The sequence below is a fragment of the Pseudomonas sp. NPDC089401 genome (assembly GCF_044749485.1).
Taxonomy (GTDB): domain Bacteria; phylum Pseudomonadota; class Gammaproteobacteria; order Pseudomonadales; family Pseudomonadaceae; genus Aquipseudomonas.
The window spans coordinates 57336-76890 of record NZ_JBIVIA010000002.1 but is presented as its reverse complement, the minus strand read 5'-3'; the positions used below and the strand labels follow the sequence as shown (position 1 = coordinate 76890).

The 19555-nt window shown below is 64.8% G+C and carries 17 protein-coding genes and 1 tRNA gene; 5 read left to right on the top strand and 13 right to left on the bottom strand.

The genetic code is table 11. From position 1 onward, the window contains the following. Positions 1 to 89 precede the first annotated feature (89 nt). Together ACIP21_RS04520 and ACIP21_RS04515 are read left to right on the top strand one after the other, a co-directional pair. On the top strand, positions 90 to 1373 hold the full coding sequence (locus tag ACIP21_RS04520; protein WP_400684461.1) for a diguanylate cyclase: 1284 nt from the start codon (positions 90 to 92) through the stop codon (positions 1371 to 1373). A 104-nt stretch (positions 1374 to 1477) separates the two neighbouring features. Beyond that, positions 1478 to 3256 (top strand): acyl-CoA dehydrogenase C-terminal domain-containing protein, encoded by a 1779-nt coding sequence (locus ACIP21_RS04515; RefSeq protein WP_400684459.1) that lies wholly within the window; start codon positions 1478 to 1480, stop codon positions 3254 to 3256. 350 nt (positions 3257 to 3606) lie between these two features. Here the strand turns inward: ACIP21_RS04515 and ACIP21_RS04510 are convergent, their stop codons facing one another. Further along, positions 3607 to 4509 (bottom strand): LysR family transcriptional regulator, encoded by a 903-nt coding sequence (locus ACIP21_RS04510; protein ID WP_400684456.1) that lies wholly within the window; start codon positions 4507 to 4509, stop codon positions 3607 to 3609. A gap of 208 nt (positions 4510 to 4717) precedes the next feature. Here ACIP21_RS04510 and ACIP21_RS04505 point away from each other — a divergent pair, with 208 nt between their 5' ends. Further along, complete coding sequence (locus ACIP21_RS04505; RefSeq protein WP_400684453.1) at positions 4718 to 5995, top strand: aspartate aminotransferase family protein; 1278 nt, start codon at positions 4718 to 4720, stop codon at positions 5993 to 5995. Positions 5996 to 6134: 139 nt separating this feature from the next. Further along, positions 6135 to 6293 carry a YqaE/Pmp3 family membrane protein gene (locus ACIP21_RS04500; protein WP_009681539.1) on the top strand — a complete coding sequence of 53 codons (159 nt, stop codon included), beginning with the start codon at positions 6135 to 6137 and terminating at the stop codon, positions 6291 to 6293. Between the two features lie 117 nt (positions 6294 to 6410). Here the strand turns inward: ACIP21_RS04500 and ACIP21_RS04495 are convergent, their stop codons facing one another. The 10 genes from ACIP21_RS04495 to ACIP21_RS04450 form a co-directional block, all read right to left on the bottom strand. Further along, entirely contained in the window at positions 6411 to 8234 is a 1824-nt protein-coding gene (locus ACIP21_RS04495) for a S9 family peptidase (RefSeq protein WP_400684450.1), read from the bottom strand. Beyond that, complete coding sequence (gene pqqE, locus ACIP21_RS04490) at positions 8200 to 9348, bottom strand: pyrroloquinoline quinone biosynthesis protein PqqE (RefSeq protein ID WP_400684448.1); 1149 nt, start codon at positions 9346 to 9348, stop codon at positions 8200 to 8202. Before pqqE ends, ACIP21_RS04495 begins: the two co-directional genes overlap by 35 nt. Beyond that, positions 9320 to 9595: a pyrroloquinoline quinone biosynthesis peptide chaperone PqqD gene (gene pqqD / locus ACIP21_RS04485; RefSeq protein WP_400684445.1), complete on the bottom strand. Its 276-nt coding sequence runs from the start codon at positions 9593 to 9595 to the stop codon at positions 9320 to 9322. The genes pqqE and pqqD overlap by 29 nt, the downstream gene beginning before the upstream one ends. Further along, positions 9592 to 10329 (bottom strand): pyrroloquinoline-quinone synthase PqqC, encoded by a 738-nt coding sequence (gene pqqC / locus ACIP21_RS04480; protein ID WP_400685850.1) that lies wholly within the window; start codon positions 10327 to 10329, stop codon positions 9592 to 9594. The genes pqqD and pqqC overlap by 4 nt, the downstream gene beginning before the upstream one ends. A gap of 27 nt (positions 10330 to 10356) precedes the next feature. Next, the gene (pqqB, locus tag ACIP21_RS04475; protein WP_400684442.1) at positions 10357 to 11268 is read right to left on the bottom strand and encodes a pyrroloquinoline quinone biosynthesis protein PqqB; all 912 of its coding nucleotides are present in this window, start codon (positions 11266 to 11268) and stop codon (positions 10357 to 10359) included. Between the two features lie 80 nt (positions 11269 to 11348). Beyond that, positions 11349 to 11420 carry a pyrroloquinoline quinone precursor peptide PqqA gene (pqqA, locus tag ACIP21_RS04470; protein WP_008365141.1) on the bottom strand — a complete coding sequence of 24 codons (72 nt, stop codon included), beginning with the start codon at positions 11418 to 11420 and terminating at the stop codon, positions 11349 to 11351. Between the two features lie 168 nt (positions 11421 to 11588). Next, a complete protein-coding gene (gene pqqF / locus ACIP21_RS04465; protein ID WP_400684439.1) occupies positions 11589 to 13868 on the bottom strand; it encodes a pyrroloquinoline quinone biosynthesis protein PqqF in 2280 nt (759 codons plus the stop codon). A gap of 112 nt (positions 13869 to 13980) precedes the next feature. Then, positions 13981 to 14775: a carbon-nitrogen hydrolase family protein gene (locus tag ACIP21_RS04460; protein ID WP_400684437.1), complete on the bottom strand. Its 795-nt coding sequence runs from the start codon at positions 14773 to 14775 to the stop codon at positions 13981 to 13983. A gap of 15 nt (positions 14776 to 14790) precedes the next feature. Continuing rightward, positions 14791 to 16473 carry a flavin monoamine oxidase family protein gene (locus ACIP21_RS04455; protein WP_400684434.1) on the bottom strand — a complete coding sequence of 561 codons (1683 nt, stop codon included), beginning with the start codon at positions 16471 to 16473 and terminating at the stop codon, positions 14791 to 14793. A gap of 235 nt (positions 16474 to 16708) precedes the next feature. Then, positions 16709 to 17170, bottom strand: a complete 462-nt coding sequence (locus ACIP21_RS04450) for an Lrp/AsnC family transcriptional regulator (protein WP_400684431.1) — start codon at positions 17168 to 17170, stop codon at positions 16709 to 16711. 230 nt (positions 17171 to 17400) lie between these two features. On the opposite strand from ACIP21_RS04450, the gene ACIP21_RS04445 reads away from it, so the two are divergent. Continuing rightward, positions 17401 to 18084 carry a glycosyltransferase family 25 protein gene (locus tag ACIP21_RS04445; protein WP_400684428.1) on the top strand — a complete coding sequence of 228 codons (684 nt, stop codon included), beginning with the start codon at positions 17401 to 17403 and terminating at the stop codon, positions 18082 to 18084. Between the two features lie 7 nt (positions 18085 to 18091). Here the strand turns inward: ACIP21_RS04445 and ACIP21_RS04440 are convergent, their stop codons facing one another. Both ACIP21_RS04440 and ACIP21_RS04435 read right to left on the bottom strand, forming a co-directional pair. Further along, positions 18092 to 19282 (bottom strand): Fic family protein, encoded by a 1191-nt coding sequence (locus tag ACIP21_RS04440; protein WP_400684425.1) that lies wholly within the window; start codon positions 19280 to 19282, stop codon positions 18092 to 18094. Between the two features lie 187 nt (positions 19283 to 19469). After that, positions 19470 to 19546: transfer RNA gene (locus ACIP21_RS04435), tRNA-Ile, on the bottom strand. Between the last annotated feature and the right edge of the window lie 9 nt (positions 19547 to 19555).

Genomic DNA, 19555 nt, shown 5'->3' with positions numbered 1-19555 from the left:
AACCCACCGGTGTACTCATCTATTCACGTGTGCTGCCGATTAAGTAAAGGCACAATGCTATTATTGATCTGCCGGGTCGGAGATTACCCTTGTTTCGTCTAAACGCTGTACGCGCGAGCCATTTCCTGCCTTCGCTGATTCTGTTGCTGGCCGGGCTCGCGGCGGCTTACGTAAGAGACCTCAGCGTCTTCTTCACGTCCCTGTTCAACGTCCTGCCCACCCTGGTGCTGCTGCTGGGCGGCGCCTACTGCGCCGTGTACCGCCGCCAGCGCGAGCTGTTCCTGATGGTCACGGTGTACATCGCCTATTTCCTGCTCGATACCCAGACCGATTACTACCGCGACAATGGCCGCGTGCGTGAGGACGCCGCGGTGATCTTCCACCTTGTCTGCCTGCTGCTGCCCATGCTGTATGGCCTGTTCGGCGCCTGGCAGGAGCGCACCCACCTGGCCCAGGACCTGCTGGCGCGCTTCGCCGTGCTGTTCGCCGTCGGCAGCGTGGCGGTGGCGCTCGAGCAGAGCTTTCCCCAGGCCCTGCTGGGCTGGCTGGCGGAGATCCGCTGGCCGTCGTTGCATGGCCAGTGGATGAGCCTGATCCAGATGGTCTACCCGGTGTTCCTGCTGGTGCTGATCCTGCTGGTGGTGCAGTACCTGCGCGAGCCGCGGCCGCTGCATGCCGCACAGTTGATCGGGCTGATCGGCATCTTCTGGATGCTGCCCAAGACCTTCATCCTGCCGTTCACCCTGAACATCATGTGCAGCCAGGTGATGCTGATGATCGCTGCGGCGGTGTCCCACGAGGCCTACCAGATGGCCTTCCGCGACGAGCTCACCGGGCTGCCGGGTCGGCGTGCGCTGAACGAGCGCATGCAGCGCCTGGGGCGCAACTATGTGATCGCCATGACCGACGTCGACCACTTCAAGAAATTCAACGACACCCATGGCCACGATGTCGGCGACCAGGTGCTGCGCCTGGTCGCCAGCCGCCTGTCCAAGGTGACCGGCGGTGGCCGCGCCTACCGCTATGGCGGCGAGGAGTTCGCCCTGGTGTTCGCCGGCAAGACCGCCGAAGAATGCGTGCCGCACGTGGAGGCGGTGCGCGAGATGATCGCCAACTACACCATGCACCTGCGCGACCAGAACAGCCGCCCGCAGGACGATTCCGCCGGGCGCCAGCGGCGCCACGGCAGCGGCTCGGGCACGGTTTCGGTGACCATCAGCATTGGCGTCGCCGAGCGCCTGGTCGACCACCGCAACCCCGAGGAAGTGCTCAAGTCCGCCGACCAGGCGCTATACAGCGCCAAGGGTGCCGGGCGCAACTGTGTCATGGTCTATGGTCAACAATCACGGCGCGGGGCAGTGCGGATGGCGTGACCAAGGCTGACCATATGGTCGCGTGATGACCCTATGTCTCGCAAAAGTTGTTCGGTTACACTGGTTTCAACCCCGGTTTCAACCCCGACCTGCGAGAGGTTGTCATGGCTGACTATAAAGCGCCCCTGCGCGACATGCGCTTCGTTCTGAATGAAGTCTTCAACGTGGCCGAGCTCTGGGCGCAACTGCCCGAGCTGGCCGAGGCGGTCGACGCCGACACCGCCATGGCAGTGCTGGAAGAGGCCGGCAAGGTCACCAGCAAGACCATCGCCCCGCTCAGCCGTGCCGCCGACGAAGAAGGTTGCCACTGGGACAACGGCGCCGTGCGCACCCCGGCAGGCTTCATCGAGGCCTACACCACCTACGCCGAAGGCGGCTGGGTCGGTGTGGGCGGCGACCCTCGGTTCGACGGCATGGGCATGCCCAAGGCGATCTCGGCCCAGGTCGAGGAAATGGTCAATGCCTCCAGCCTGGCCTTCGGCCTGTACCCGATGCTGACCGCCGGCGCCTGCCTGTCGATCAATGCCCACGCCAGCGAAGCGCTGAAGCAGCAGTACCTGCCGAACATGTACGCCGGCGTCTGGGCCGGCTCCATGTGCCTGACCGAGCCCCACGCCGGTACCGACCTGGGCATCATCCGCACCAAGGCCGAACCCCAGGCCGACGGCAGCTACAAGGTCAGCGGCACCAAGATCTTCATCACCGGTGGCGAGCACGACCTGACCGAGAACATCATCCACCTGGTGCTGGCCAAGCTGCCGGATGCCCCGGCGGGGCCCAAGGGCATCTCGCTGTTCCTGGTGCCGAAGTTCCTGGTCAACGCCGACGGCAGCCTTGGCCCACGCAACCCGGCCACCTGCGGCTCGATCGAGCACAAGATGGGCATCCAGGCCTCGGCCACCTGCGTGATGAATTTCGACGAAGCGGTCGGCTACATCGTCGGCGAGCCGAACAAAGGCCTGGCAGCGATGTTCACCATGATGAACTACGAACGCCTGGGGGTCGGCATCCAGGGCCTGGCCTCGGCCGAGCGCTCCTACCAGAACGCTGTGGAGTACGCCCGCGACCGCCTGCAGAGCCGTGCCCCGACCGGCCCGCAGGCCAAGGACAAGGCTGCCGACCCGATCATCGTCCACCCGGACGTGCGCCGCATGCTGCTGACCATGAAGGCGCTGATCGAGGGAGGGCGTGCGTTCTCCACCTACGTGGCGATGCAACTCGACAGCGCCAAGTACAGCGAAGATCCGCAGACCCGCAAGCGCAGCGAAGAGCTGGTGGCGCTGCTGACGCCGGTGGCCAAGGCCTTCCTCACCGACCTCGGCCTGGAATGCACCGTGCACGGCCAGCAGGTGTTCGGTGGCCACGGCTACATTCGCGAATGGGGCCAGGAGCAGCTGGTGCGCGACGTGCGTATCACCCAGATCTACGAAGGCACCAACGGCATCCAGGCCCTCGACCTGATGGGGCGCAAGGTGGTGGCCAGCGGTGGCGCGTACTACAAGCTGTTCTCCGACGAGGTCCGCCAGTTCATCACCAGCGCTGGCCGTGAGCTGGACGAGTTCGCCAAGCCGCTGGGCGGCTACCTGGATCAACTCGACGGGCTGACCGAGTGGGTGCTGGAACAGGCCAAGGGTAATCCGAACGAGATTGGCGCGGCGTCGGTGGAATACCTGCATGCCTTTGGGTACGTGGCGTACGGCTATATGTGGGCGCTGATGGCGCGGGCTGCACAGGCCGGTGAAGGGGACGCGGCGTTCTACTCGGCCAAGCTGGGCACGGCGCGGTTCTACTTTGCGCGGTTGCTGCCTCGGGTGGATTCGCTGGTGGCTTCGGTGAAGGCGGGGAGTGAGTCGTTGTACCTGCTGGATGCCGAGCAGTTCTGACAGGTCGTGTGAGGGCCTTCGCGGGTGAACCCGCTCCCACAGGTACTGCACAGGTCCAAGGGCCTGCGCTGATTCTGTGGGAGCGGGTTTACCCGCGAATGGCCCTCACACGATCTATCTGAGAATGATTACCCCTTGTAAGCATTTTCCTACATTACGTGGTGCCTTTTCGCCACTGGTGTCAGATTGGATCCACGGTTAATCTTTCTACATGGACGTTGCGCAGGAAGCGCAAAGGACAGAACAGGGACAACGAAGGATTTCCTGCCAGGATGGCGGGGCGATAGGGATGTCACAGGGAAACAGTCTAGAGAACCCCGCTTCGGCGGGGTTTTCTTTGTGCGCGTGTTTCAGCTGCCCAGCTGCCGCGCATCCGTCTCTTCCTCGAGCAGCGTGCGCAGCAATTCCACCGACGCCTGCTGGCGCTGGGCATCGCGGAACACCAGGCCTACCTTGAGTGGCACCCGCGGCTCGCTCAGCGGCTTCCACAGCAGGCCCTGGTCGTCCTCGGCGGCGTCCTTGGCCCGGCCGGGCAGGATGGTGGCCAGCGAGGTGTGCGCCAGGCTGTCGAGAATCCCTGCCATGTTGTTCATCTCCGCCTGTACCTGCGGCCTGCGCCCCTGGGCGGCCAGCTGTTCCTTCCAGATCTGGCGGATCTGGAATTCCTCGCCCAGCATCAACATCGGCAATTCGCCGGCCTGCTTGATGGATACCTTCTTGAAGTCCTTCAAGGGATGGGTATCCGGGATGACAACCTGTAACTCGTCTTCATACAGCAGCGACCCATGCAGCCCCGGCTGGCGCGGCGGCAGGTAGCTGATGCCGATGTCCAGATTGCCGTTGAGCAGCCGCCGTTCGATCTCCAGCCCCGACAGTTCGTAGATCTGCACTACAAGGTGCGGCTGCGCCTTGCGCACGCGCTCCAGCAACTGTGGCACCAGGCTCGGCCGCACCGTCTGCAGCACGCCGATGGCCAGGGTGCGCAGCGACTGGCCCTTGAAGTTGCGCATGGCCTCGTGGGCCCGCTGCAGGCCATCGAGCAGGGGCAGGGCATGGTTGTACAGGGTATGCGCCGCCAGGGTCGGCAGCAGGCGCTTGTTGCTGCGTTCGAACAGGCTCAGGTCGAGGCTGTGCTCGAGCTGGCGGATCTGCTGGGAAAGTGCCGGCTGGGACAGGGACAGGCGTTCGGCGGCGCGGCCAACGTGGCCTTCTTCATACACCGCGACGAAATAACGCAGTTGGCGGAAATCCATAAGCAACACTTATCGAAAAAGCTGGGAAAACGAAATGGCCGCGATCGCTGCCGACGCCTAGTCTATCGCCGTATTCCAACGGGTTACAGCGATCGATCAGATCATTGTTACCGGTTTTGAGAAACACTTTTGATAGGCAAGACAAAATAACCAGCGCCGGCATCAAGACCGGACCCTGGCCCCTTTATCGTGATTGGCTGGAGCCCCGATGAACCTGTTCAACCTGCGCCGTTCGGCCCCTGTCGCAGTTGCCGAGGCCAAGCGTGCGCCGCGGGTGGTGGCGGATGCGCCGCCTTCCCGCGAGCGGCTGATGCCCGGCAGTGAACGTGCCGAGCAGGTATTCGTGCGTGGCCAGGGCTCATGGCTGTGGGACAACCAGGGGCATGCCTACCTCGACTTCACCCAGGGCGGCGCGGTCAACAGCCTCGGCCACAGCCCCAGCGCGCTGGTCAAGGCCCTGGGCAACCAGGCCCAGGCGTTGATCAACCCAGGCGTTGGCTACCACAGCCGGGTGTTGCTGGCACTGGTCGAGCGCCTCTGCCAGAGCACCGGCAGCGATCAGGCCTACCTGCTCAACAGCGGTGCCGAGGCCTGCGAAGGGGCGATCAAGCTGGCGCGCAAGTGGGGCCAGCGGCATCGCAACGGCGCCTACCACATCATCACCGCCAGCCAGGCCTGCCACGGCCGTAGCCTGGGTGCGCTGTCGGCGTCCGACCCGCTGCCGTGCAATCGCTGCGAACCGGGCCTGCCGGGTTTCAGCAAGGTGCCGTTCAACGACCTGGCGGCGCTGCATGCCGAAGTCGACTCGCGCACCGTGGCGATCATGCTCGAGCCGATCCAGGGCGAGGCCGGGGTGATTCCGGCCAGCCGCGAGTACCTGCAAGGCGTCGAGAAGCTGTGTCGCGAACTGGGCATCCTGCTGGTCCTCGACGAGGTGCAGACCGGCATCGGCCGCTGCGGCGCGATGCTGGCCGAAGAATCCTACGGCGTGCGCGCCGATATCATCACCCTGGGCAAGGGCCTGGGCGGCGGCGTACCGCTGGCGGCCCTGCTGGCCCGTGGTACGGCGTGCTGCGCAGAGCCGGGCGAGCTGGAAGGCAGCCACCACGGCAACGCGCTGATGAGTGCGGCCGGCCTGGCCGTGCTGGACTGCGTGCTGGAGCCGGGCTTTTTCCAGCAGGTGCAGGACAGTGGCCGGCATCTGCGCGATGGCCTGAGCCGCCTGGCCGGCCGTTACGGCCAGGGCGAGGTGCGCGGCCAGGGCCTGCTCTGGGCCCTGCAGTTGCAGGACGACCTGGCCAAGGACCTGGTCGAGGCCGCCCTGCATGAAGGGCTGCTGCTCAACGCACCCCAGGCCGATGTGGTGCGCTTCTCGCCGGCGCTGACCGTGAGCAAGGGCAACATCGACGAAATGCTCCTGCGCCTGGCCCGGGCCTTTGCCCGGCTGCATGCGCAACAACAGGCCCGCCGGGAAATGCCGGCCTGATCCGAACTCAACGAACCGTCTGGCGTTTCTGCGCATCGCCCCTGGCCTGTTTCACTTGGCCCGGGGCGTTTTTTTTGGCCGGTGGAACCACTGCCAAGCGCAGCGGGTCTTTCTGTTAACCCCTTGAGGAGTGACCCGCATGGACTTCATTCGCATCATCATCGCCATCATCCTGCCGCCGCTGGGCGTGTTCCTGCAGGTGGGGTTTGGCGGGGCGTTCTGGCTGAATATTCTGCTGACCCTGCTGGGGTACATTCCGGGAATCGTGCATGCGGTGTACATCATCGCCAAGCGTTGAGAACGCAGGGGGCCGCTGTGCGGCCCTTTCGCGACACAAGGCCGCTCCTACAGGAGACCGCTGCCCTTGTAGGAGCGGCCTTGTGTCGCGAAAGGGCTGCAAAGCAGCCCCCGACCATCAGCCTTCCAACACTCGGCAGTAGAACTTCCACTCTTCTTCCAGGGCATGCGCCAGGTTCCGGGCCTTGCGCAAGCCGTGCCTTTCCCCAGCGTAGAAATGCCCCACCGCCTCGATGCCATTGGCCTGCAAGGCCTCCAGCATCGATTGCGTCTGCTGTGGCACCACCACAGCATCCAGTTCACCCTGGAAGAAGATCACCGGCACCTTGATCTGGCCCGCATGCAAAAGCGGCGTGCGCTGGCGGTAGCGTTCGGCATCCTGCCGTGGGTCACCGATCAGCCAGTCGAGGTAGTCGCCTTCGAACTTGTGCGTGGCGTGGCCCAGGGCGATCGGGTCGCTGACCCCGTACAGACTGGCGCCGGCGCGGAACATGTCGTGGAAGGCCAGGGCGCACAGGGTGGTGTAGCCACCGGCACTGCCACCGCGAATGAAGGCCTTGTCGCGGTCGACCAGGCCTTGTGCCGCCAGGTACTCGACTGCCGCGCAGGCATCCTGCACATCGCTTTCGCCCCAGCGCAGGTGCAGCGCCTGGCGGTAGGCACGGCCATAACCGGTGCTGCCCCGGTAATTCAGGTCGGCGACGGCAAAACCACGCTGGGTCCAGTACTGGATGCGTGGGTCGAGCACCGGATAGCACGCCGAAGTCGGGCCGCCATGAATGAATACTACCAACGGCGAAGGGCCCTTGCGGGAAGCCGCAGGGTAGAAGAAACCATGGGCTGTGGCACCGCCGCTATCGTAGTGGATGGATTGCGGCAGGCTGATGCGCTCGGCCGGCAGCACTTCGGCGCCACCGGCCAGCACATCGACCTCGTGGCTGTTTCGGTCAATCGAAATCACCGCCGGCGGGCTGATCGGCGAGGCGGCGACGCAGTAGATGTGCCCGGCATCCATGGCCAGGTTGCGAAAGCGCGTGTAGGCGCTGGCGAAGCGCTCGGTGCGGCCGTCTTCACCGCACAGGCCCAGTTGCCCGAAGCCGCCTTCGAACCAGGTGGCCAGATAGCCTTGCGGGCCGGCGGGTAACCAGGTGCAGGTGCCCAGTTGCCAAGGTGCGGAGGCGTGGTCCGCGGGCTGGGCCGGCAGTGCCTGCCAGTGGCCGGCGATTTCGCCCCAGGGTTGCCAGAACCCGTTGCGGTCGGACAGGCAGTACAAGCGGCCTTGGGCATCGAAGCGCGGCTGTTGCAACGACTCGTCCTCGGCGGCGATGCAGCGTGCTGCGCACCAGCCACCGCTGGCGTCGCGTTCGCGACCCATCAAGCGGGTGACGGTCCAGGGTTGCGCCGGGCGGTCCCATTCGATCCAGGCCAGGCGATGGCCATCGCGGCTGAGCGTCGGCGAGGCATAGAAATCGGCACCTTCGGCGAGTACCTCACGCGAACCCTCGCCCAAGGCCACCAAGCGATGCTCGACCGTGGCGCCGTGCTGCTCTTCCACCGCCAGTACCCGACCGTCATGCCATTGCACATCGCCGTAACGTCGTGATCCGTCACCGGTCAGCGCGCGGGGCGCGCCGCCATCGAGGCTCTGGGTATAGACCTGCTGGTCCTTCTCGTTGACGAACAGCAAGCCGTCGCCACCCAGGCAGAAGCTGCCGCCGCCATATTCGTACACCCGGCTGCGCGCGCTGAAGCCGTCCGGTGTCAGGCAGCGGGCCTGGTTTGCGTACCAGTGCCAGATACGGCAAGCGCCGTCGGCCGGGCGGAACTCGATCCAGAACAGCCCCGCCTCGCTGACCTTGAGTTCGCTGAAGTCGGTGCCGGCGGCGACCGCCTGTGCGGCGCTGAAGTCAGCCGCGGACGATGACACGGGAGTTGCGCTCATTGCGGAAAGTCATCTCGTCGATGGCGAGTTCGGCGGTTTGCGCCTCCTCGCGGGCCTTGAGGATGATGCCGTGGTCGGCTGACTTGGCGCACACCGGGTCGGCGTTGCTGGCATCGCCGGTGAGCATGAAGGCCTGGCAGCGACAGCCGCCGAAGTCCTTTTCCTTCTCGTCGCACGAGCGGCAGGGTTCCGGCATCCAGTCGTAACCGCGGAAGCGGTTGAAGCCGAACGAGTCGTACCAGATGTGGTGCAGGTCGTGCTCGCGCACGTTGGGGAACTGCACCGGCAGCTGGCGCGCGCCGTGGCAGGGCAGGGCGGTGCCGTCCGGGGTGATGGTCAGGAACAGGCTGCCCCAGCCGTTCATGCAGGCCTTGGGGCGCTCTTCGTAGTAGTCCGGGGTGACGAAGATCAGCTTGCACGGGTTGCCCTCGGCCTTGAGTTTTGCCCGGTACTCGTTGGTGATGCGCTCGGCGCGCTCCAGTTGTTCGCGGGTCGGCAGCAGGCCCAGGCGGTTGAGGTGGGCCCAGCCGTAGAACTGGCAGGTGGCGAGTTCGACGAAGTCGGCTTCGAGGGCGATGCACAGTTCGATGATGCGGTCGATCTTGTCGATGTTGTGCCGGTGGGTGACGAAGTTGAGCACCATCGGGTAACCGTGTGCCTTCACCGCGCGGGCCATCGCCAGTTTTTGCGCGAAGGCCTTCTTCGAGCCGGCCAGCAGGTTGTTGACCTGCTCGTCGCTGGCCTGGAAGCTGATCTGGATATGGTCCAGCCCGGCGTCCTTGAATGCGGCGATGCGCGCTTCGGTGAGGCCGATGCCGGAGGTGATCAGGTTGGTGTAGTAGCCCAGGCGGCGGGCCTCGCCGATCAGCTCGGCGAGGTCCTGGCGCACCAGCGGCTCACCGCCGGAAAAACCGATCTGTGCGGCGCCCATCTCGCGGGCTTCGGCCATCACCTTGAACCACTGCGCCGTGCTCAGCTCCTGGCCCTGGGCGGCGAAGTCCAGGGGGTTGGAGCAGTACGGGCACTGCAGCGGGCAGCGGTAGGTCAATTCGGCCAGCAGCCACAGCGGCAGGCCGACCGGCACCTCAGGCGAGGGTGATCCAGTGTTCGCCACGGGCCACCTCCATGAATTGCTCGATGTCGTCGGCGACCTCGGGCACACCTGGGAATTGCTCTTGCAGTTCGGCGATGATCGCCGCCACGTCGCGCTTGCCGTCGATCAGCCCGCCGATCAGGGCGGCGCTGTCGTTGAGCTTGATCATGCCCTCGGGGTACAGCAGCACGTGGCCTTTTTGCGCCGGTTCGTACTGGAAGCGGTAGCCGGGGCGCCAGTTCGGCACCTGGTTGCGTTCGAAGCTCATAGGGCGATCCCCTTGTGCCAGACCCGTTGCTGGGTGACGGAATGATAGGGCGGGCGGTTCAGCTCGTAGGCCATGCTCATGGCGTCGAGCATGCTCCAGAGGATATCCAGCTTGAACTGCAGGATTTCCAGCATACGCTCCTGGCCCGCGCGGGTGGTGTAGTGCTGCAGGGTGATCGCCAGACCGTGTTCCACGTCACGCCGGGCCTGGCCCAGGCGGGTGCGGAAGTATTCGTAGCCGGCCGGGTCGATCCACGGGTAGTGCTGCGGCCAGCTGTCCAGCCGCGACTGGTGGATCTGCGGGGCGAACAGCTCGGTCAGCGAGCTGCTGGCGGCTTCTTGCCAGCTGGCGCGGCGGGCGAAGTTGACATAGGCGTCGACGGCGAAGCGCACGCCGGGCAGCACCAGCTCCTGGGAGCGCAACTGGTCGGGGTCGAGGCCGACTGCCTGGCCAAGACGCAGCCAGGCTTCGATGCCGCCGTCCTCGCCGGGCGCGCCATCGTGGTCGAGCAGGCGCTGGATCCACTCGCGGCGGATTTCGCGGTCAGGGCAGTTGGCCAGGATCGCGGCATCCTTCATCGGGATGTTGACCTGGTAGTAGAAGCGGTTGGCCACCCAGCCCTGGATCTGCTCGCGGCTGGCACGGCCTTGGTACATCGCCACGTGATACGGGTGATGGATGTGGTAGTAGGCGCCCTTGGCGCGCAGGGCCTGCTCGAACTCGGCAGGGGACATCGGCAGTGCGTCGCTCACGAGGCCTCCTTACAACTCGATGCTCATGCCGTCGAAGGCCACTTCGACACCGCGGCGCAGGACTTCGGCGCGCTCGGGGGAGTCTTCATCGAGGATCGGGTTGGTGTTGTTGATGTGGATGAGCACCTTGCGCTGGCGCGGGAAGCCGTCGAGCACCTCGAGCATGCCGCCGGGGCCGTTCTGCGCCAGGTGGCCCATCTCGCGGCCGGTGCGGGTGCCGACGCCGCGACGCTGCATTTCATCATCCTCCCACAGGGTGCCGTCGACCAGCAGGCAGTCGGCGCCGTCCATCATCTGCAGCAGCTTGGCGTCGACCTGGCCCAGGCCGGGGGCATAGAACAGCTTGCCGCCGGTGCGGGTGTCTTCCACCAGCAGGCCGAGGTTGTCGCCCGGGTGCGGGTCGAAGCGGTGCGGCGAATAGGGCGGCGCGGCGCTGCGCAGCGGGAAGGGGGTGAAGCGCAGGTTGGGGCAGGCGTCGATGACGAAGCTGCCTTCGAGCGCGATGCGATTCCACTGCAGGCCGCCGTTCCAGTGGCTGAGCATGTTGAACAGCGGGAAACCGGTGGTCAGGTCCTGGTGGACCATGTCGGTGCACCAGACCTGGTGCGGGCAGCCTTCGCGCAGGCTGAGCAGGCCGGTGGTGTGGTCGATCTGGCTGTCGAGCAGGACGATGGCGTTGATGCCGCTGTCGCGCAGGGCACGCGCCGGCTGCATCGGCGCGAAGGCCTGCAGTTGGGCGCGGATGTCGGGCGAGGCGTTGCACAGGACCCAGTGCTCACCGTCGTCGGACAGGGCGATGGACGACTGGGTGCGTGCCGTGGCGCGCAGGCTGCCGTCGCGAAAGCCCTTGCAGTTGACGCAGTTGCAGTTCCACTGCGGGAAACCACCGCCGGCGGCGGAACCGAGAATCTGGATGTACATGGCCACTCCTTCTGCGAAAAGCCGTATCCGGAAAACGACGACGCCCCGGCGGACCGAGGCGTCATGCCGCAAAGCAGGGCTTAGCGGCTGGCGAAGTACATGGTCACTTCGAAGCCGATACGCAGGTCAGTGTATGCAGGTTTGGTCCACATGGGCGTTCTCCTTCAGGTTGGGTTGGGGTACTTCAGCTGATGATTGGGTGCCGCCTGGAGCAGGAGGTTCCGCTGGCTGAGATAGCGTTATCTTACAAGAAAAATTTGTACCGAAAGGTTAATTCTTTGATAAGCGCCCTTGCATGAAACGTAACAATCCCGGGGTGATCAGTGCCAGGACGCGTCTGGCGCGGTGGCGTTGGCCAGGCACAGCCAGGTGCGATCGGGGCCGAGAAGTTCGCCAAGCAGGGCGTCCAGATCCGCTTGTTGCGTCATCAGGATAGACCGTTGCAGCGCAGGCAGGTCGGCGGGTTGTGTGGCCAGGTATGTCTGCCAGGCCCATTCGGCGACCTCGGCGTTGGCCATGGCCGTTTCCTCGAACTGCCCGGCCAGGTTCTGGCGGGCGTTGGTGTCGAGGGTGACGCCAACGGACAGCAGCGTGCGCAGGTGGCCGAGGATTTCGGCCTGGCGGGCTAAGGGCGACTGCACGCCGAACAACAGGCCGCCGATGCCTTCGATCTGACGGAAGGTGCTGAACACCGCATAGCCCAGTTGCAACTCGACGCGCAGACGCTGGTACACCGGGCCCTGCAGCAGCTGCGCGAGCAGGCGGCCAGCGGCCTGTTGCGCAGGGCGCAGCGGGCAGAACAGCAGCAGGGCGTTTTCGCTGCCAGGCACGTTGGCCTGGTGCCAGCGCTGCCCTGCCCAGCAGGGGACGGGGGCGGGCATGGTGCCTTGCCCAGGGCAGTTTCCCAAGTGGGCACCCAGTACCTGCAAGGCGCTGGCATCGAAGCCCACGGCCAACCCGTGCCAGCAGCTGTGCTGCCAGGCCTGGCCAAGCAGCGCCTGGTCAAGGTCGCACGGCACAACAGTGGTGGCGGCCGCGCCAAGCAGGGCGTCAGGCAGTTGATTGATCAGTGCCCTGATCGGTATCAGGGGTGGTGCTTCAGGCCCGGTTGGCAGCCAGTTGGAGGGCGCTTGCATCAGTGCCAGTGCTTGTCCCGCGGCGCGGATCACTGCTGGGGGATTGCCCGTGAGGCGCAGTTGCCAGTACTCGCCCGCCGCATTGAACTGCAGTTGCACCGATGCGCGCTCGCACCGTGCCCGCAGTGGCTGCAAGGCGCGCTCGAGCACGGTCTGCAAGCGTTGGCGCTGCGCCGATGGTATCTGCCAGCGCAGATAAAGCGCTGCGTACTGGCGAGCCGCCGGCAGCAGGCCGCAGGTGCTCAGTGCCGCCGGCAGCGGTGCAGCCTGGGCGGCGGGCAGCTCATCGAGCAGCAAGGTATCAGTCGTCGGCAGCTGCCACTGCCCGCGTGGGTGGCATGGCAACTGTTCAAGCAGCGCTCGAAATGCGGCCAGTCCCGCTGCATCCAGTGCGGCAAATGGCTGCCCGGCGCTGTCGCGGCGGGCCAGTTCCAGTGCGCTGGCATTGCGTTCGCGGCTTTGCTGCAAGCGGCCGAACGCGCTGTTGAGCTGCACGGGATCGGCCTGCCGGATGAACGCGAACCAGCCGTGCAACAGCTTCAGGGCTTCATCGCGATCGGCGTCCGGGCCGAGCTGCAAGTCCAGGTGCCAGAGCAGTTGCCCGGCAAAGGCGTAGAGTTTCTCGGCCTTGAAGCCGCTGAGCCAATCACGCTGCTCCAAGGCATGCCGCCAACCGCCAGAGGCGTTGTCGTCGAGGAGGGCCAGCAGAAGCTCCAGGGCCTGTTCGGCGGCTGCGGGCAGGTCTTCGTGGGCGAACAGCAGTGCCTGTTTGCTGCCCAAGGCAGGGGCTGGTGCCTGCACCACCTTGGCGCCCGTCGCAAAGCCGCTGGCGAACTGCCTGGCGATCCGCTCCAGCTCATCGAGCGACTGTGGGCCGCAGAGGCTCAGGGTGATCTGGCCACCCTGGTAGTAACGCTGGTGAAAGCCTTTGAGCGCTTGCTGGAAGGCACTGTTGCGCAGGGCGAGGGTATAGCGGTTGCCGGCATGAAAACCGACCAACGGATGATCGCCTGCCACTGACTGCAGCACGGCGAACTGCTGCTGCGCTTGCGGGTTGCGTGACCAGGCGATGAATTCGGCGTGGATCACTTCCCGCTCGCGGGCTTGTCGTTCAAGGCCCAGGTCTGGCTCGGCGAGCATCTGGCACAACCGCTCCAGGCCGCCGCCCAGGGCGCTGGGCGGTACTTCGAAGAAGAAGTCGGTGGTGCGTTCGCGGGTGCTGGCGTTGACCTGGCCGCCGAGGGCCTGGACGTAGCGCATCAGGCCGTCTTCCAAGGGGAAGCGTGCGGTGCCCAGGAAGAACAGGTGTTCGAGGAAGTGGGCCAGGCCTGGCCACTGGCGCGGGGCGTCGTGGCTGCCCGCATGCACCCGCACGGCGGCGGCCGAGCGCTTCAGGCGCGGGGCGTGGCGCAGGGTCAGCTGCAGGCCGTTGGCGAGGGTGAGGTGGCGGGTGGTGTCAGGCATGGGAACTCCGGGGCAGGGGTTCATGCTAACCCATTTGGGTGGCAGGCCCGGCCTCTTCGCGGGTCCCTGTGGGAGCGGGTTTACCCGCGAATGGGCCGCAGAGCGGCCCCTGTCAGCGCTGACGCAAATGCAGCTCCCGGCGCAGGTCGGTCAGGTACGGAAACGCCTCGCGCCCGCGCACCACCCGCTCACGTTCAAGCTCCGCCAGCAATTGACACTCCTCGCGCCCGGCCATTGCCAGCAGGCTGCCATCCGGCCCGATGATGCTGCTCTGCCCGCAATACTGGATCTCGCCCTCCGCGCCGCAGTAGTTGGCATATACCAGGTAGCACTGGTTTTCCTGCGCCCGCGAGCGCACGGTCACCTGGCAGACGAAGTCGTACGGCGTCATGTTGGCGGTCGGCACCAGGATCAGCTCGGCGCCCGCCAAGGCCAGGCGCCGGGCATTTTCCGGGAACTCGATGTCGTAGCAGATCAGCAGGCCGACCTTCCAGCCTTCCAGCTCGACCACCGGGAAGTGGTCGGCGCCGGCGCTGAACATGGCCCGGTCCAGCTCGCCGAACAGGTGGGTCTTGCGGTAGTTGCACAGGCTGCGACCCTGGGCATCGATCAATTGCACGCTGTTGTAGATGGCCCCGTCATCGGTGCGCTCGGGATAGCCGTAGACGATGGCGATGCGGTGCGCCTGGGCAATCTCCACCACCTCCATGGCAGCCGCGCCGTCCTCGGCCTCGGCCAGCCGTTCGACCTGTTCCACGCCGATGTTGTAGCCGCTCAGGAACATCTCCGGGCACACCAGCAGCTGCGCCCCTTGCTCGGCCGCCCGCTGCGCCTGGTGGCGCAGCCGTTGCAGGTTGCCGGGGACGTCAAGCGGCTGGGGGGCGCCCTGGAACAAAGCGATGCGCATGCTGCCTCCTTGGTGTCAGTCGGCCAGGGCGATCGGCCCGATCTCATCGAACACATCGCCCGGGCCCGGGTTGTCCGGGTGGGTGTGGCCACCGAAGTGGTTCATGATACCCCACACCGCGTTCAGCGAAGTCTGCACCGCGCCTTCCACCCAGGCCGGGGTCCATGACACGTCGTCACCGGCAATGAACATGCCGCGCTGCTCGGCAGGCATGTCCTGCTGCATGAAGTGCGCGTACATGCGCTGGTTGTAGCGGTAGTGGCCCGGCAGTGCGCCCTTGAACGCGCCGAGGAAGTGGGGGTCGGCCTCCCAGGAAATGGTGATCGGGTCGCCGATGATGTGCCCGGCGATATCGGTCTTGGGGTAGATCTTCTTCAGCGCATCCAGGGCCAGTTGCACGCGCTTTTCCACGGGGTGCGGGAGCATCTTCAGCGCGTCGCTCATCCAGGCGTAGGACAGGCAGATCACCCCTGGCTTGTCATCGCCGTTGTCGAACAGGTAGGTGCCGCGGGTGAGGCGGTCGGTCAGGGTCATGCTCATCAGGTCGCGACCGGTCTGCGGGTCCTTGTCCTTCCAGAACGGCCGGTCGACCATGACGAAGGTCTTCGATGACTGCATGTAGCGAGTCCGGTCCAGGGCCATCCACATCTTCTGCGAGAACAGCGACTCCTCGCAGTCGATCTGGGTGGTCAGCAGCCAGCTCTGGCAGGTGGCGAGCACGGCGCTGTAGTGGCGGGTATCACCCCAGTTGTCAGTGACTGCCAGGCGCCCGTCGGCGGCACGGGCGATGCGCTTGACCCCGGTGCGCGGCGCACCGCCATGCAGCGAGCTGAGGCTGGTGCCTTCGGGCCAGTGCGCGCAGCGCGCCGGCACGTGGCGCCAGATGCCTTGCGGCACCTGCTCCACGCCCCCGACGATCAGGTGCTGGTGGTCATCGCAGTTGGTCATCACCACGCGAAAGATTTCCAGCATCGAGTTGGGGAAGTCCGAGTCCCAGCCGCCGGTGCCGAAACCGACCTGGCCGAACACTTCGCGGTGCTGGAAGCTCAGTTCGGCGAACGCGCGCGAGGTGGCGACGAAGTCGTAGAAGGTGCGGTCGTCCCACAGTGGAACCAGCTTGTTCCACAGGGCTTTCAGGCGCGGGACGTCGCGGTCGCGGATGGCTTGCTGGATGTCGGCGAACTGCGCGCCGCTTTCCAGCGCATCGGCCCAGGCATCGGCCACTTCGTGGAACAGCTTGGGCAGGTCGCTGGCCTTTTCCGCGTAGTAGGTCTGGCCCTCGAGGTCGATGACCGTGCTGTGGGAGGCGGCGGTCAGCGGGTTGGGGAAGGGTCTGGTCTCCAGGCCCAGCTTGTCGACGTAGTGGTAGAACGCCGTGGATGACACCGGGAAGCGCATGCCGCCCAGCTCGGCGATGATCCCGTCGGCGCCGTTGAAGGCCTGCGAACGCAGGCGCCCACCGAGCTTCGAAGCTTCGTACACCACCGGCTTGAGGCCCAGCTTCATCAGCTCGTACGCCGCCACCAGGCCAGCGATGCCGGCACCGACGATGGCGACTTCTTCACCGTGACGTTCGACCGGGATGCTGCCCAGGCCGGCCGGGTGCTCCAGCCAGTCGTCGAAGGCGAAGGGGAAGTCTGGGCCGAAGATGGTGATGGGCGGCTTGCCGTCGGCGGGATGGCGGTTTTTCTTGTTCATGAACTGACCTTGCCAGAGCGGCTGCGCGGGGAGCGGAGCCTGAGTATAGGAGATGGCTGGAGGTCATTTTATGAAGCGTGCTGCTCGTAATTAAGAAGCAGATTGTTGGCGTAATGAACTGTGAGTCGTCATATCGACGGTTAAATTGTTAATTTCGATGGTTCGGCTCAGAGCAGCCAAGTACTTCATACCGGGTGAACAAGCAGAACTGCATGCCCGGTAGTCAGTAGTGGCGTCAGACGGGCTGCCCCCGGTCCACCTTGCTGCTGAGAATGATCGACGTGGTGGTCTTCTCCACCCCTTCGACGCTGCCGATCTGGTCCAGCAACTGATCCAGCTGCTCTGGCGACTCGCTGTGCAGCCAGGCCACGTAATCGAATTCGCCACTGACCGCGCAGAGCTGCTGCACCTGACCCATGCCGCTCAGGCGGCGTACCACCTCCTTGCCGGAGCGTGGCTGCACCTTGATCCCGACATAGGCCTGCAGCCCACCGCCGATCAGGCGCTGGCCCAGGCGCACGCCGTAGCCGGTGATGACCTTGTTCTTTTCCAGGCGTTCGAGACGTGAATTGACCGTGGTGCGCGCGATGCCCAGGTGGCGGGCGAGGGTGGCGACGCTTTCGCGGGCGTTGATCTGCAGGAGGGCGATCAACTGGCGGTCGATCTCATCGAGGGTGATAGGGCGGGAATCCAGCATGGCAAGTCTCGGCAGTTGGCCCGTTAGCCTAGCCAGCCTGTGGTCGGCAGGGCAATACCAGGTTGAGGGCAACAGCGATAGGAATACTCCGACATCATGGTGGGCCGATTCGACTGGAAAATTGCTTACACTCTTTCACGATTGTACTGATGTCGCGCCGCCATTACTTGCCTGAGAATGGCGCTCCCGTGGGCCCAAGCGTGCCCTGTAACGCATCGTGAGAATGTGGAATGTCCAAGGCCAAGGACCTCAGCCGCCTGCAAATCGACGGCATTTTCTGTATCAGCCTGCAAGAGCGTATCGACCGTCGCGAACTGCTGACCCAGGAGTTCGCCGGCAGCGGCTTGAATGTCGAATTTCTGATTGTCGAGCGCGATAGCCAGAGCCCGGAACGGGGTTGCTTCGACTCCCATATGAAATGTGCCCGGCTGGCGCTGGAGCGTAACTATCGCCGCGTGCTGATCCTCGAGGATGACGCCACGCTGCTGGAATTCGCCCCGGTGCAGGTGAAGCAGATGAACGCATTCTTCCGCCGGCGTGACCCCGAGCTGTTCTACCTGGGGGCCAACCTCGGCAAGGTCTGGCTGACCTGGGCCCGCGGCATCGCCCGCGTGCGCACCAAGGGCACCCATGCCTACATCCTCTCCCACGAGGGCTGCCAGCGCCTGCTGATGCAAGCGCCGTACAAAGGCATCGCCATCGACAAGGTGTTCTCCAAGCAGTTCAAGGCCTACATGGCGTTCCCCATGCTCAGCCAGCAACAGCCGGAAGAGATCGCACCCAGCGATGTACTGGCGGCGCGCTCGGATGACGGCACCTTCCCGGATGCCGCGTTCTGGGCGGCCAACTGGCGCAAGCAGTACACGCAGGTATTCAGGAATTTTGGCAAGACGCTGTTGTTGCGGGATCTGTAAACTGCGCTCAAGGCTTTGAAGGGGTCTCGAGAGATTCGTCGCTTGCAGTCCCTTCAGCTTCGCCGGTCCAGTTGATCTGGTAGCGGGTACTTCGCCCGCCACCTGGCAGTCGCACCAGGCAGCCCTTTTCCAGCAAGTCAGCAAGGTGACGGCTGGCGGTAGCCTTCGACACCTTGGCCACGGCCTGATATTGCTTGGCACTGATGCCATCGGCAAAACCGCCACGGGCATCGAGAACATCGCCATCGAGCAGGCGGTTGAGGACCTTGACTTGCTCCTTGGACAATCCGCCCTGACCGTGGCTATGCCAGAAACGGGCCTTGCCCAGTACCCGTTCTATTCGCGCCAGGGCCTGTTCGATGCTGTTCAACAGGGTCTGCAGGAACCATTCGAGCCATGCGGTGATGTCCATCCCCGCCCTCTGGCTGCTTTGCAGAGCCTCGTAATAGCCACGTCGGTCCTCGAGAATGCTGGCCGACATGGCGTAGAGCCGGATTGATTGTGGCTGCGCCTGGGTCAGCGCCAGGTCGGTGATGGCGCGGGTAAGCCGGCCATTGCCGTCGTCGAAGGGATGAAGTGTGACAAACCAGAAGTGCGCGATCCCTGCACGCAACAGCGGGTCGAGCTTCGGATCGTGCAGGCAGTCGCTGAACCAGTCGAGGAAACGTTGCAACTGAGTCTCCAGGCCGTCTCGGGGCGGCGCCTCGAAATGCACCGTCGGTTTGTCGAGGCGACCCGAGACGACCTGCATGGGTTCGCTACCGCGCAACTCGCCGATTCGTAAAGGCGTCGATAGCAGTTGCTCGGAGGCAGGAAAGAGCAGTTGGTGCCAATGCAGCAGACGCTCCAGTGTCAGAGGTTCGCCATGGGACTGAGTGGCATCGAGCATCAACTCGGCGAGCCCCTTGCTGCGAGCGGACTCTTGCCCTTCGGCCGGCAGCCCCATGCGCCGGGCCAGCGATGAGCGCACGGACTCCACATTGAGCCGCTCACCCTCGATCGCCGAGCTAGTGATGATGTTTTGCAGCAAAGCATCGAGCGTATTCTGCGCCTGCTCATCTGTACTGATAGCCCCCGCCATGCCCAATAAGCGGCCTAGGGCTTGGGTACAGGCACGTAGTAACGGCGCCAGCGTATCCATCTGCCAGTGGAGTTCAGGCCAATCGGGTTGCTGCCATATCCAGAAAGGTAGGTTCATGGAGGCCTCGTGGTGGGGGTGAGCCGAATAGCGAGGTTATTCGGCTCATTTTGTGAGCCGATTATGGTGCGTATTCGGCTCATCGTCCAACTGGGGCGTTCCAGGGCCAACCAGGATGGTGGAATGAGCGATGGGGGTTGATCTGCGGGCACAAAAAAGCCGCGCGGATGCGCGGCTTTGTCGTATCTGGTGGGCCCACACGGACTCGAACCGTGGACCAAAGGATTATGAGTCCTCTGCTCTAACCGACTGAGCTATAGGCCCTCAGTAGTG

What these genes read in the sequence shown, in the direction of transcription:
- pqqD (WP_400684445.1), bottom strand. Translation starts at nt 9,595, where the DNA reads ATGAGCTTCGAACGCAACCAGGTGCCGAACTGGCGCCCCGGCTACCGC.
- pqqB (WP_400684442.1), bottom strand. Translation starts at nt 11,268, where the DNA reads ATGTACATCCAGATTCTCGGTTCCGCCGCCGGCGGTGGTTTCCCGCAG.
- ACIP21_RS04510 (WP_400684456.1), bottom strand. Translation starts at nt 4,509, where the DNA reads ATGGATTTCCGCCAACTGCGTTATTTCGTCGCGGTGTATGAAGAAGGC.
- ACIP21_RS04440 (WP_400684425.1), bottom strand. Translation starts at nt 19,282, where the DNA reads ATGAACCTACCTTTCTGGATATGGCAGCAACCCGATTGGCCTGAACTC.
- ACIP21_RS04445 (WP_400684428.1), top strand. Translation starts at nt 17,401, where the DNA reads ATGTCCAAGGCCAAGGACCTCAGCCGCCTGCAAATCGACGGCATTTTC.
- ACIP21_RS04495 (WP_400684450.1), bottom strand. Translation starts at nt 8,234, where the DNA reads ATGAGCGCAACTCCCGTGTCATCGTCCGCGGCTGACTTCAGCGCCGCA.
- ACIP21_RS04500 (WP_009681539.1), top strand. Translation starts at nt 6,135, where the DNA reads ATGGACTTCATTCGCATCATCATCGCCATCATCCTGCCGCCGCTGGGC.
- pqqF (WP_400684439.1), bottom strand. Translation starts at nt 13,868, where the DNA reads ATGCCTGACACCACCCGCCACCTCACCCTCGCCAACGGCCTGCAGCTG.
- ACIP21_RS04515 (WP_400684459.1), top strand. Translation starts at nt 1,478, where the DNA reads ATGGCTGACTATAAAGCGCCCCTGCGCGACATGCGCTTCGTTCTGAAT.
- ACIP21_RS04505 (WP_400684453.1), top strand. Translation starts at nt 4,718, where the DNA reads ATGAACCTGTTCAACCTGCGCCGTTCGGCCCCTGTCGCAGTTGCCGAG.
- ACIP21_RS04455 (WP_400684434.1), bottom strand. Translation starts at nt 16,473, where the DNA reads ATGAACAAGAAAAACCGCCATCCCGCCGACGGCAAGCCGCCCATCACC.
- ACIP21_RS04460 (WP_400684437.1), bottom strand. Translation starts at nt 14,775, where the DNA reads ATGCGCATCGCTTTGTTCCAGGGCGCCCCCCAGCCGCTTGACGTCCCC.
- pqqC (WP_400685850.1), bottom strand. Translation starts at nt 10,329, where the DNA reads ATGTCCCCTGCCGAGTTCGAGCAGGCCCTGCGCGCCAAGGGCGCCTAC.
- ACIP21_RS04450 (WP_400684431.1), bottom strand. Translation starts at nt 17,170, where the DNA reads ATGCTGGATTCCCGCCCTATCACCCTCGATGAGATCGACCGCCAGTTG.